Source organism: Rhizobium sp. P28RR-XV (assembly GCF_012641385.1).
GTDB lineage: Bacteria > Pseudomonadota > Alphaproteobacteria > Rhizobiales > Rhizobiaceae > Rhizobium.
The window spans coordinates 125,934-137,929 of sequence record NZ_JABAIG010000007.1 but is presented as its reverse complement, the minus strand read 5'-3'; the positions used below and the strand labels follow the sequence as shown (position 1 = coordinate 137,929).

General features: G+C 56.6%; 12 protein-coding genes. 6 read left to right on the top strand and 6 right to left on the bottom strand.

The genetic code is table 11. The features are described from left to right. Window positions 1-331: 331 nt before the first annotated feature. Window positions 332-925, top strand: a complete 594-nt coding sequence (locus HGP12_RS16305; protein WP_168879269.1) for a hypothetical protein — start codon at window positions 332-334, stop codon at window positions 923-925. Between the two features lie 20 nt (window positions 926-945). Here HGP12_RS16305 and HGP12_RS16300 read toward each other — a convergent pair whose 3' ends face one another. Then, window positions 946-1,143: a hypothetical protein gene (locus tag HGP12_RS16300; protein WP_168879268.1), complete on the bottom strand. Its 198-nt coding sequence runs from the start codon at window positions 1,141-1,143 to the stop codon at window positions 946-948. Window positions 1,144-1,434: 291 nt separating this feature from the next. Continuing rightward, entirely contained in the window at window positions 1,435-2,307 is an 873-nt protein-coding gene (locus HGP12_RS16295; RefSeq protein ID WP_168879267.1) for a TraB/GumN family protein, read from the bottom strand. Window positions 2,308-2,450: 143 nt separating this feature from the next. Between HGP12_RS16295 and HGP12_RS16290 the strand changes: the two genes are divergently transcribed. Continuing rightward, window positions 2,451-3,146 carry a LysE family translocator gene (locus tag HGP12_RS16290; RefSeq protein WP_246703431.1) on the top strand — a complete coding sequence of 232 codons (696 nt, stop codon included), beginning with the start codon at window positions 2,451-2,453 and terminating at the stop codon, window positions 3,144-3,146. 193 nt (window positions 3,147-3,339) lie between these two features. On the opposite strand, the gene HGP12_RS16285 is transcribed toward HGP12_RS16290, so the two are convergent. Beyond that, window positions 3,340-4,482, bottom strand: coding sequence for a helix-turn-helix transcriptional regulator (locus HGP12_RS16285; protein ID WP_168879266.1), 1,143 nt, complete (start codon window positions 4,480-4,482; stop codon window positions 3,340-3,342). A gap of 318 nt (window positions 4,483-4,800) precedes the next feature. Between HGP12_RS16285 and HGP12_RS16280 the strand changes: the two genes are divergently transcribed. Beyond that, window positions 4,801-5,421 carry a LysE family translocator gene (locus HGP12_RS16280; RefSeq protein WP_168879265.1) on the top strand — a complete coding sequence of 207 codons (621 nt, stop codon included), beginning with the start codon at window positions 4,801-4,803 and terminating at the stop codon, window positions 5,419-5,421. Window positions 5,422-5,658: 237 nt separating this feature from the next. On the opposite strand, the gene HGP12_RS34800 is transcribed toward HGP12_RS16280, so the two are convergent. From HGP12_RS34800 to HGP12_RS16265, 3 genes are read right to left on the bottom strand one after another with little or no spacing between them, the layout of a single operon-like run. After that, the gene (locus HGP12_RS34800) at window positions 5,659-5,904 is read right to left on the bottom strand and encodes a hypothetical protein (RefSeq protein WP_409527221.1); all 246 of its coding nucleotides are present in this window, start codon (window positions 5,902-5,904) and stop codon (window positions 5,659-5,661) included. Then, window positions 5,894-6,346: a VOC family protein gene (locus HGP12_RS16270; protein WP_205926489.1), complete on the bottom strand. Its 453-nt coding sequence runs from the start codon at window positions 6,344-6,346 to the stop codon at window positions 5,894-5,896. The genes HGP12_RS34800 and HGP12_RS16270 overlap by 11 nt, the downstream gene beginning before the upstream one ends. Before the next feature lie 50 nt (window positions 6,347-6,396). Continuing rightward, window positions 6,397-6,633, bottom strand: coding sequence for a hypothetical protein (locus tag HGP12_RS16265; RefSeq protein WP_168879263.1), 237 nt, complete (start codon window positions 6,631-6,633; stop codon window positions 6,397-6,399). A gap of 142 nt (window positions 6,634-6,775) precedes the next feature. Here HGP12_RS16265 and HGP12_RS16260 point away from each other — a divergent pair, with 142 nt between their 5' ends. From HGP12_RS16260 to HGP12_RS16250, 3 genes are all read left to right on the top strand, one after another. Next, complete coding sequence (locus HGP12_RS16260; protein ID WP_168879262.1) at window positions 6,776-7,687, top strand: transcriptional regulator GcvA; 912 nt, start codon at window positions 6,776-6,778, stop codon at window positions 7,685-7,687. A gap of 812 nt (window positions 7,688-8,499) precedes the next feature. After that, on the top strand, window positions 8,500-11,598 hold the full coding sequence (locus HGP12_RS16255; protein ID WP_168879261.1) for a CheR family methyltransferase: 3,099 nt from the start codon (window positions 8,500-8,502) through the stop codon (window positions 11,596-11,598). 2 nt (window positions 11,599-11,600) lie between these two features. Beyond that, window positions 11,601-11,951: a response regulator gene (locus HGP12_RS16250; protein ID WP_168879260.1), complete on the top strand. Its 351-nt coding sequence runs from the start codon at window positions 11,601-11,603 to the stop codon at window positions 11,949-11,951. The last annotated feature ends 45 nt before the right edge of the window (window positions 11,952-11,996 follow it).

Here is an 11,996-nt window from a genome sequence, read left to right as displayed (position 1 = left end):
GTATAGGAGACAGACCTGCATCGTTACACAGTTTCTTTAAAGCAACGCTAAAGTCCATCAGCCATCCTTCTATCGAGGAAAGCTGCGCGTTCTTCTGGAATCGGGGACTGGATATTGTTATCACGAAATGCTCGGCTCTCGTATTGATACAATGCTGTCTGATCAACGTTGGTTGGTTGAACGCACTTTCGCGGGATTCCTAACGCTGGTCCGCTTTTTTCGATTGTATCCGCCGCCAATGAAGCTCGGCCGCGCCTGAGACAGCTGTTCTACATTGCGCTCAGAGGTCATTCGATCGATATCGGCAAAGAGTGAACCTCGATGACCGCCTGTGAAGGACTTCTTCGCCGGCACGTGCCTGTCGCAGGGCGTCCTGATCGAGCTCCCTCGCCACCATCCTTGCGCGTTTCAACGCCTCGACTTTGCCTTCGGCAAGCCGTCTGAGATTGCTGATCAGATCCAACAAGAACCCTTGGTGAGATTGTCAGAAACTCCGGGCTTCATGAGGGAAAGCATAAGGCCGGGGCTTGGTACGCTTCCAACCACGAAGCGTATCGATCGCGCGGGAAGAGCATCGGAGTCTGGTTTCGATTTTGCGAACCGGCTGCCGCATATTCGATTGACCATTCGCAACCAGTTCGATTGCCAGCGTCTCAACGTCGGAACCTCGGGCCACCGGGAGGGTTTAAGCAATATGATTTTCGGAGGTTCGAACATGATCCCTGCAAGATACCGCACCGTGCGCGACGCCGCTTGGTCTTGGTCTGTCGTCGACGCGAACACGGGCCGAGTTATGGCTTACAGCAACGTTATTCTTGGCGGGCTTAGCGAACGCATCGCCGAGGACATGGCAAAGCTGCTCAACTTGGAATACTCGGGCAGCGACGCTGAAAGCGCCTCATCTCCAAGATCAGGCGGAACATAGGCAACGGCCGGTACTGTCGCTTAGTCCTTGAGATGAACGGTGGCGCTCATGCCAAGCTCGAATAACTTTTTCTCATTGTGGACGCCCTGCTGATAAAGCTTGATGACAAAGGCGGCAATGTCCTCAGCCTTCTCGTATTCGCGATTGATGCTTAGTTCGGCAAGTATGGCGTCAAATACGCGTTGACAGGTGCCGAGTGCCTCGGAATCCAGGGACATATCTCTGGTGCGAGAGTATCTGTTGACCACCCTTCGCCATCTCCCGAGCACGGAAATGCAAATCGTCTCGAAAGTAATTCTTTCTTCGCCGCATTTCAATAATCGAGTTGAGGGGACGTCCCCCGGTGTTCGCCTTTTTTTGAAAAGCCGAAGTCGTCAACTTCGAACGACGGGAAAATCGAGGCCGGGGACAGATATGATATCCTTCCTGCATTCTGCGGCAAACTCAACCTGCTCCAGTCTGGTCGCCGCCTTGCCCTCGGCCTCAAAGGCTCTTGTGCGCCAGAAAATTTAGGACATGGCGGTCACCGTCGCGCCATGAGCACGAAGTTCATCGAGGATGCTCATTGGCCCCGAAAGCAGACCAATGGGCATCGTCACGAAAGCGTTGGACCCCGGGGGTTGAGCGACGAGACGCTCTATGAACATCCTCCGCAACGCTTGCGCATCAAGGAAATCTGTCGGTGTGAAGACACCGTTCTCTGACATCTCCCGTGCCAGGCGCGCGATTTCGCCACTTTCGCGGGAGCGATAAAGCTCCTCGAAATATGCTCCGATCGGGCCAAGACGGCGCCGCAAATCAAGAAGATACTCGACAGTCGATGGACCGACCGCGTTGAATATTTCGATCGTCATCTGTTTGCCAGAGGACAGCACTTCCTGATCCGATACGAGCGTTGCGAGCGGTCGTTGCGCCTCTGCCGCGTATTTTGCGAGCGCAAAGCCGATGCTGGGTTCGGTGGGACTGAAAGAGTGCTGACCTTCGCCAGACAGCATCAGGCTGGCGGTGAACCCCGGCAGTCCCTCGATCTCTTCCGCGGGCACCAGTCTTTTCATCACCTCTCGAAATTCTGCCTGTGCCTGTGGCGACAGCCTGTTGACCACCGGTTCAGTCTGGGTTCTCGGAAAGCTGACACTGGAGAATTTCACGTTCGGGCTCATGTCGAGCAACACAGCGCGAGATTGAGAGATAAGCGTTTGCCCTTCGCTATAGATGTCCGGAACAAGGTCGGCCCGGATTCTGACATAACCGAACAGGACGAATTCATGATTGGGAAAAAGCGCCCGCCAGAATACCGCGTGTCCAGACTCGGCGGCGCAAACACGTGGTGCGACAACAGAGACTGCTGATCCTGCGAGAAAAACGCGTCTACCGATCTTCATTGAAGACGACCTCCTCTGCAAAGCGCGTTGATACTTAGTGGTCAGCTTTTCACAGGCAAGGCCCGAACCGAGTACGTTACGAGGAGATATTCATCAACATTAGCATCAGATGACTCGTCACGCCGGGTTGGATCTCGTCAATCATGCCCTACTATTTTGCCAATGCGATCAGAGGACGACGCATGTTGAACTTCGGGACGTGTCTCACCTTTTACGCCGCCGTTCTGGCGATACAGCTTTCCCCAGGGCCGGACATGGTTCTCGTGATTGGAAGAGGGAATGGTCAGGGTCGCCGGACCGCCATTCTGTGCGTAGTGGGTATGACCCTCATATCCGGCTGCATTCAGATCGTCCTATTGGTTCTCGGCGTCGCATCGATCCTTCAGGCCTCGCCCCTCGCGTTCGATATACTGCGCTGGCTTGGAGCATCCTATCTGATTTGGCTGGGTGCCAAGCTTCTCCTTCGGGCTCGCAGCCATAACCAATATGGTCCTGCGACTCCTTCATCCATTTCGAGCGGAAAAGCGCTCCGCGAGGGCACGATCAACAATTTGACCAACCCGAAAGCGCTTGCATTCCTCTTCGCGTTCCTCCCCCAATTCGTCGACCCGACGAGCCTTTGGTCGGCCGCCGCGCAGCTCGTTCTCCTTGGATCAGTAACCAAGCTTTCCAATTTCATGATCTTGAGCGTCGTCGCTATCGGGTCGGGGACGTTCGGCGGTTGGCTTTCGCAGCGACCGCTTCTTGTACTGTGGCAGGAGCGGTTCGTCGGCATCGTCATGATCCTGCTCGGTCTCCGCCTCGCGTTTTTCGGGGGCGTCCGTGGCATACGCATTTGATCCGATTATGGCTGTTCGGGGCACCAGTTCGGTAGCGATCTCTTTTAGCAGGGGTCGACCGACGAAAACGCGATATCCTGATTTGCTCGGCTGAATGTATCCATCGCAAGTCTCCCATCGCTGGTGGGATTGATCCGTAGCGGCGGGGCCGGCGATCGGATGTCTCGCGTCGGTTCTATTCCACTCGAAGCGTTTAAGCGCCGCGCCAAGTGATCGGCTGGATCGTCTTGAGCACGGCGACGAGCTGGCTTTGCTGACGTACGCCGGTCTTCTGGAAGATGCTTTCCAGATAAGATCGCGCCGTCGTGAAGCGAATGCCATGGCGCTGGGCGGCGTCCTTCAAGGATAGACCTTCGGCAAGAGACGCAGAGAGCATGGCTTCCTTCGGCGTCATGCCGAACACGCTTCTCATATAATCCACAAAGCTCTCCGGCAAATCGAATGACAATTTCCGTATGAACACGACCGCATGGCCCCCAAAGGTGTCCGAGTGGATGCCCTCTAGCAGGGGCCCAACCGACACCGCGAGGTCGGGAATTTCATTTTGCTCGACGTCAGAGGACATTAGCATGTCGCCTCCTGTACCAGGCACGGTGCTGTCCCGCCTGCAGCCGGCGTCGGCAATCAGATGCAGCAACTTTTCGGCGTTGCGCGAATGCCGCGCGTCGAGCAGTCCTCCCCGGACAGCGATCCCTCCCGACGGCAACGAGAGGATCGCTTCCGCCTGACTGTTGGTCGCCAGGACCCGCCGCTGTCCGTCAACAATGACAGCGCCAAAGGGCAAATGCTCGAACGCAAGCGACATCAGCTTCATCCCGCCAAATTTTCGCGAAATCTGGTTGGCTCGCCGAAGGTGCGGCGCGACTTGCTTGAACCATTTAATGTCCTCACCATCAAAGGACCGCTGACTTTTGCCGCGCTGGATATCAAAAAACCAGAACGAGCGGCCTTCCGTGAGCAGCTTGCTGGCAAGACCTTCATACATGTCCTGCGGAGCCATCCATTCGTTCCAGAGTCGGCTCCGACGGAGCTTGTCTTTTCCGACAAGCGCGTGGTCATTATAGATCAGACCTTCGGGTGCCGCTGCGACCGCCAGCTCCAAGGCGTTCTCGTAGGGTGCATGCTCGCTGAGGTATTTTTCCAGATATTCCGCGTTCGGGCCGGTCGTGATGGCGTCGTTGGCCGTTACCGCCGGTCCCATTTTGGTGAGGCAGGCTTTAGACCCGTTGAAAGCAACCCGCATTTCTTCGACAACAGTCCGCCAGTGCTCCGGGCTGTAGGCCGCCTCATAGATTGATCCGATGACCGACGAAAGTACTTCCGAATTGAAAACCACGGTCGTGGCTCCGACAAGGTTAAAGTGACCGTTGGACAGGTTGCCATTTGATATCCGAAACGAGACCAAAAACAAGCTGTCGGTTTTCTTGCCGCGAACAGGAGCGGTGAGTATGACCGCGCAAAAGGTTCCTCCAGATCATCGTGCTCGGAATGCGTCGGACAGGCCGCGCCGGCACATGCAGGGCGTGCGGCGATCCGTTATCGAAAAGGCAAGATCCACCGGCATATGCCGGTTTTGACCATGTTCTCGCACATGTAGTGTTTCGCGGCGTTGAAGCTGGCGGAAGACCGCTGGTGCGGGAAAACGGACCTGAGCGTGCACAATTCAACCTTGTTCATTCGGGAGCTCACCTATTTTGCAACTTCCTACCTGGCCATAATAGCCGTGCCGGGTCCCAACTTCGCGATGGTGGTTGACTCTAGCCTCCACGAATCTCGAAGAGGAGCTTTGTCGGTTGCGGCTGGCATTGCTAGTGGAGCAGCTATGCTTGCATTGATTGCGAGCTCTGGTTTCCTATCGATTGTCCGCAATGAGGTCTGGCATAGTCTTGCCCAAACCAGTTTCACCTTGACGCTGGGCGTCATCGGCGCAAGAGCGCTGCTTCGCTCCGTTCGCAAAGGCGCTGTCCCACGTTCGTCCAGGCCAGGCCGTGCATCGCGAAGTTTCCTGGTGGCACTTATGACAGCTGTTACAAATCCGCTCACCGCAGTTTTCTTTGCAACATCGTCACTCGGACTGGGCTTGACCGATCTTCAAACGAAACCGGCGCTGGTGGCCCTGGTCGTATTTGCTATCGCCCTTAGCTGGTTTGGCTTTCTAGCTCTGATGTTTCGCCTTGGACCGATCCAGAGGCTGTTTTCGCTGGCGCGACGTCCGCTAGAAGCGACATTAGGCATCTACCTGATTTTCATTGGCATCTCGCACATGACCGTGTGACCCGCAATGGGGCGACGCACGCCTGCCCAAGGCGACATTTTGCGCATTGTGCAGTCATCGGCAAAGAGCGGTTTTTTGACGCCGGCGGTGAGGCTCATATCCGCACTTCAGTCAGGGCAACGAACTGGATCCTGCCGGTACCAAAATAAAATCGGTCCTGATTTCCCGACACGGTGAGAAGAGGTCGCCTGCCGCAGCTAGGCGCCGATCGCTGCGAACCGATGTCGGTTTCTTTGGTCAATGCTGCTGCGACAGTGCCGATCGGCTCAACCAACCGTTCGGCTGCCTGCAGTTTGTCCTCTGATGGTCCGAGGATGACGACCTCGCCGCCTTTTTGAGCGCGGCGGTCGCACACCGAGACCAACACCGGAGCTGCCGCTGATGACGAGAACCTTTTTCCTGATTAGCGTTGTCGTAGGTTCCTGCGTATCGTGTTGCCGCGAGGGCCTTGGGGTGAGTGGCGAATTCGCCGCTAGCCCTGATAGGCGTGCTCGAGGTCAGCGATGACGATCTTCTTCATCTTATACATCGCCTGCATCACGCGGCTCGCCTTTACCTTGTCCGGATCGGCGATCATCTTGAGCAGGATCGTCGGCGTAACCTGCCAGTAGACGCCGAATTTGTCGGTCAGCCAGCCGCAGGGTTGCTCCTTGCCGCCGTCGGCAATCAGCGCATTCCAGTAATAGTCGGTCTCTTCCTGATCGCCCGTTTCGACGAGCAACGAGAACGCCTCGTTGTATGGCACCTTGGAATTGGCATTCAGCGCGGCGATTTGCAGGCCGCTGAGTTCGAACCGCACGACCGACAATTCCGGGTCTGGCAGCTCTGTGCGCTGAAGGACTTTCGAAGTCTTAAACACCGACCGATAGAATTCCATCGCCTCTTCCGCCTGGCCATTGAACCAGAGGTGGGGGTAGATGTGCATAATCATTCTCCTTTGTCTGTTGGCTCGCGATACCGACGGCGCGGCCACTCCTAGCGTGGGATGACGGCACCGTTCCAGTCTCGTTCAAAGCCGATGTCTTGCAGGATATGATCGGAAACGCGGGCGAGGCGCCGCATGTCCGCATGATAGCGGATAGCCGCAATGAGGCGGCTGATCCGTTTGCGCCCTGCACCGACCAAGGCGATCGTCGCGCCGACCGGCCGATACGTACGTTCCCATATCGCCAGTTCGTCAAGATTATCGGTTGACATGTGAGTGAGGCTCATGGTTCCAACTCCCTGTTCGTAGTGCAGTCGAACTTGATTGCTGATGCACTTGCCTGCTGATGGAGAGAAATTTGCTTCTTTCCCGGCTGGATGACAAACGAGTAATAGTCCACGATTTGTGATCAACGCTCACAGGGAAAGCATGTCACGTAAGCTCCCACCCCTGACGACACTGCCGGCTTTCGAGGCGGCAGCACGTCATTTGAATTTCACCAAGGCGGCAGAGGAATTGTTCGTCACGCATGGCGCCATCAGCCGGGCGATCAAGAATCTGGAACAGCAGCTCGGGATTACGCTGTTCGAGCGCGGGACGCGGTCCGTCCGCCTGACTGCGGTCGGGGAGCCCTACGCCCGCGCGGTTCGCGAAGCGCTCGACCAACTGGCCGTGGCCACGACCGTTGCGACGACGCGCCGTTCCGACACGACCCTGACCGTCAGCACCTCTGGCGGCTTCGCCGGCAAATGGCTCGTGCCGCGGCTCTACCGCTTCCATCGGGCTCATAGCGAGATCGACGTTCGCGTCTCGACCACGGGCACGCTCACCACTTTTTCGGGTGATGGCATCGATGTCGCCATCCGCTATGGTGGAGGGGACTATCCAGGGCTAACAAGCGAATTCCTGGCGGGTGAAGATGTTTCGCCGGTTTGCAGTCCGCGCCTTATGGAGGGAGAACACCCGTTGCGGTCGCCTGAAGACCTCAAATACCACACCCTCATTCGCGACGACTATCCGATCGATTGGGCGGCGTGGCTCGATAGCGCCGGAGTGATGGGCATCGGCTCAAACGGTGGCCTAGCTTTCGATTCCTACACCTTCGCAATCGAAGCTGCCGTACAGGGAGAAGGTGTCGCGCTCGGTCGAACTACGCTAATCGAAGGCGATCTTGTGGCCGGGCGCCTGATCCGGCCCTTTGAGCACGCACTCAAGGCACGGTCCAGCTTTTATCTCGTCTACCCTCCGGAAGCCATCCGGCAGCGAAAAGTCAAGGCGTTTCGCGACTGGATCTTTTCCGAGATCGGCAAGTCGCCATTGGCGGTTTCTGGCCCAAATTAGGACCACGTTGAACCCCTTCAAGAAGCGGCGTCGCGATCATTGCGCTTTGCCAAATTTTGGTTTGGCCGAAGAGCGAATATCGTTGGGACGGCGATTTGTGCCGCTCCGAAAGCGGTATCGTAATCAGCGGGCCGATCTGGGAACGAGCGGCCGGTCAGCAATGTGCCATCGTTCAGGTCCGTTGTTTGGCTCGGATGCGCTGGAAAAAGTCCGGCAGACTGCATTACCGGTTGGATCACACTACCGCGCTCAGTCGAAGATCTCGTCCGCGCTGACGCTTCTGCACGAATAAAAAGGTGCCCTTCATCGAAACCGAGTTGCGTCAGGGCCAACCAATTGCATTCTGCTCTCGTGTCCTATTTCTCAGACGCCGGCTGTTTCGGCGAATGGTTCCAAGTCAACTCTTCCGGTCATCCTTCGGATCAGCTCCACCCGATGGAGACACCATGCCCGATCCCAAGATGTTATCAGCGATGACGTTTGCCGAACGTCTCGACGCCCTTAATCTCCTGGCGAAGTCGCTGCGTTTGTCATCGCGAAAGGCAAGGCACGAGGGTAACCCCCTCTGGCAACCACTTGCTGAGCTTTCGGAACAAGCTAAGAACCCACAAGCACGAGATTGCCGAGGATAGATCGCAGGCGGCACTCAAGGTCGTGCAAGAGGCGATTGAACTACTTGGCAGGGGCGCGAGCCCAGCGCATACACTAGGCACAAGCATTAGAAACAAACAGTGGTAAGATGGGAAGAGCTTCCCCCACCTCCCCGCCCGGTCTCTGAGGTGCTATGCGAAAGTGTCCAGAGGAGAGATCAGATGTCTGCTGCCAAGTTCCCGATTATAGGCATCGGCGCATCTGCGGGTGGGGTTCCGGCTCTACAGGCCTTCTTCAAGAGCATGCCAGCCGATGCGGGCCTTTCTCTCGTTGTCGTCACGCACCTCAATCCGGATCGGGTCAGCCTTCTTCACGAAGTCGTCGCTCGGTTCACGCCGATGCCCATTGTCGTCGCCGACGATGACATGCCGGTCGAGCGAAATCATGTGTATGTCATGCCAAATGATGCCGTCCTGACAATTAAGGACGGCCGTTTGAAGATGATCCCGGTCGACCGCGCTCGCCCCGAACGCAAGCCCGTCGACGTGTTCCTTGCGTCGCTTGCTCAGGATCAGGGCGAGCATTCTGCCGCCGTCATTCTATCGGGAGGCGATGGCGACGGTACGCTTGGCGCGAAGGCGATACGCGAGGCAGGTGGGCTTACGCTTGCCCAGGCACCAGACGGCTCGGCGCCGCGCCAGCCCAGCATGCCGCAGTCGGCGATCTCCAGCGGTGTCATCGATCTTGCGATCCCCGTTGAGGAAATGGCAACGCGTTTGGTAGCGTTCGCAAAAAGTTTTGCAACCCTTGGGGACGTCAGCAACGTAAGCGACGATCAGGGCGGTGCGACGCTCCGCGGCGCGCATCAGGACATCTGCGCGATTTTGACGACACATTCCGGTCACGACTTTTCCGGCTATAAAACAAACACGTTCTTCAGACGCGTTCGACGGCGTATGCAGGTCACGCAATTGCAATCTCTGGCGGATTACGTCGAGTTGCTTCGAACTGAGCCATCGGAGGTAAATCACCTCTTTCGCGATCTTCTGATCAACGTGACGGACTTCTTCCGGGACGAGGACGCCTTCCGCGTGCTGCAGCAGAGGGTCATGCCCGATCTGTTCAAGGGCAAGGGAGCCGGAGACACAATTCGCATATGGGTGCCTGGCTGCGCGACTGGCGAGGAGGTGTATTCCCTGGCCATTCTCTTTCGCGAACATCTCGACATGGTAACGGCCGCGCCTAAAATCCATATTTTCGCAACCGATATCGACGAGGTAGCGCTTGCGGTAGCCAGAACCGCCCGTTACCCGGAGGCGCTCCTTGGGGGCATGTCCCAGGAGCGGCTGCGCCGCTTCTTCAAGCTTGACGGCGCAAGCTATGTGATCACGAACGAGATCAGGGAATTTTGCATATTTTCGCCGCACAGCGTGATCAAGGACCCGCCGTTTTCTCGCATGGACATGGTGTCGTGCCGCAACCTCCTGATCTATTTCGGTCCAGACATCCAGCGGCAGGTCATCCCGACCTTTCACTATTCGTTGAAGCCTGGCGGGTACCTATTTCTCGGAAGCTCGGAAAGCATTGGTCAGCATACAGAACTTTTCAATGTGATCGACAAGAAGCATCGCATCTACCAGGCGCGGGAGCACTCCACCAAGATGCCGCGCATTCCGTCGCTGTTGGGACAGAACCGGTCCCTGATGTTTCCCGAAGGCGCTTCCTTCCAGTCGCGGGAGAACGGTGCTTCTCTGCGCGCCAAAGTCGAGAAGCGAGTTCTGGAGCGCTTCGCGCCGGTTCATATCGTTGTCAACGGTGAAGCGGACATAGTCTATTACTCTTCGGGCACGGCTCGCTTTTTGGAGACGCCCCAGGGCGTTCCAAGCCGTCAGTTGCTGACGCTTGCCCGGAAAGGTCTGCGCCTCGATCTTCGTGCGGCCCTTCGGGACTGCGTTGCCAGGCAGCAGCCGACCAGCCGACACAACTTGGTCGTCGAAACTGAGGACGCACGGGGCTCGCTCGTCGACTTCACTATCGAGCCGATGAAAGAACGCGATGGTGTCGAGCCTCTCTATCTCATCGTTTTCCAAGAAAAAGGTTCGGCGGAGGACAAGGAACCGAGCACGCATCGCACCAGTTCCGATGACAGCAATGGCGAATTGGAAACGGAATTGCGCGACGCCAAGGAGCGGCTTCAATCCACTATCGAAGAATATGAGACAGCCCTTGAGGAACTGAAGTCCTCTAACGAAGAGCTCGTCTCCGTCAATGAAGAGGCGCAATCAAGCAACGAGGAGCTGGAAGCCTCCAAGGAAGAAACCCAGTCGCTGAACGAGGAGCTGAACACCATCAATTCCGAACTCAACGCCAAGATCGAGGAACTGGATCGCGTTAATAGTGACTTACGCAATCTTTTCGAGAGCACGCAAATCGCCACGATCTTCCTGGACCGAGGCTTGGTAATCCGGACCTTCACCCCTGCTGCCGCATCGTTTTTCAATTTGCGGCCTTCCGATGTCGGACGACCGCTCACCGACCTCGCCAGCCAGCTCGACTATCCAAATCTGAAGAACGATATCCAGGGTGTCTTCGATAGCGGCGAGATGCTGGATCATCATCTCGCGAAGGATGCGAAAGGAAAACACTATCAGGTTCGGTTGATTCCCTACCGCACAGAGGGACATCGGATCGACGGGGTGGTTGTTACGCTGGTCGACGTTACCGACCTTGCCGAGGCAGAGCAACACCAGCAGGTCCTCATCCGTGAGTTGAACCACCGCGTAAAAAACATGTTGGCGGTCGTGGGCGCAATCGCGAAGAAAACACTGGCGAATTCCTCTTCTATCGAATCCTTCCGCACTGCGTTTCTTGGCAGGTTGGAGGCGATGGGCCGCGCTTATGGCACCTTGTCCAAAGACAAATGGAAAGACGCCTCAGTGAAGGCCATCTTCGAAGAAGAGTTGAGACCCTTTGGCGAAAGCAACTTCACCCTCACAGGCCCGGAATTGCGGCTGCGGCCACAAATTGGGCTGTCACTTGCAATGGTGGCACACGAGCTTTCGACGAACGCGTCGAAATATGGTGCCTTTTCCAAAGAGGACGGTCGCGTCGACGTGTTCTGGGAGGGCAATGGACAGACGTTCACCTTGGATTGGCGCGAGGTAGGCGGTCCTCCGTGTAAGGACCGGGGGAGCAACGGATTCGGCTTCGAGCTTATTCACGGAGAAATCGAATTTCGATTGAGGGGCAAGTTGGAAACCATCTTTCACCCTGAGGGCTTGGACGTTCACATTGAATTGCCACTGGAAAGTAAGGAGTGAAGGTGACCGATAACAATGCTGTCTTGATTGTCGAGGATGAATATTTCATCGCCGCTGATCTCGCCGATGTCCTTCGGCAAGAGGGTTACGATATCGTCGGGCCGGCCCCTTCCGTTGACCGTGCTTTAGAACTGATGGAATCTGTCCGACCGATTGCCGCAGTCCTCGACATACAGCTCAACGAGGAACAGAGTTATCCGATCGCGGACAAACTTGCTGCTTCCAAGATACCGTTTCTTTTCTTGACCTGCTTCACCGTGGAGGACCTGCCGCCCCGGTTTTCCGACCGGCCGCTACTCTCCAAGCTTTCCGATTTCGCGGCCGTGGCTGTCGCACTTTCGAAACTTACCTGATTTGAAACCGGAGCCGCGACCAGAGTTCTATTTTTGCGCCGGTGC

What these genes read in the sequence shown, in the direction of transcription:
- HGP12_RS16300 (WP_168879268.1), bottom strand. Translation starts at nt 1,143, where the DNA reads ATGTCCCTGGATTCCGAGGCACTCGGCACCTGTCAACGCGTATTTGAC.
- HGP12_RS16295 (WP_168879267.1), bottom strand. Translation starts at nt 2,307, where the DNA reads ATGAAGATCGGTAGACGCGTTTTTCTCGCAGGATCAGCAGTCTCTGTT.
- HGP12_RS16290 (WP_246703431.1), top strand. Translation starts at nt 2,451, where the DNA reads ATGCCCTACTATTTTGCCAATGCGATCAGAGGACGACGCATGTTGAAC.
- HGP12_RS16270 (WP_205926489.1), bottom strand. Translation starts at nt 6,346, where the DNA reads ATGCACATCTACCCCCACCTCTGGTTCAATGGCCAGGCGGAAGAGGCG.
- HGP12_RS16265 (WP_168879263.1), bottom strand. Translation starts at nt 6,633, where the DNA reads ATGAGCCTCACTCACATGTCAACCGATAATCTTGACGAACTGGCGATA.
- HGP12_RS16260 (WP_168879262.1), top strand. Translation starts at nt 6,776, where the DNA reads ATGTCACGTAAGCTCCCACCCCTGACGACACTGCCGGCTTTCGAGGCG.
- HGP12_RS16255 (WP_168879261.1), top strand. Translation starts at nt 8,500, where the DNA reads ATGTCTGCTGCCAAGTTCCCGATTATAGGCATCGGCGCATCTGCGGGT.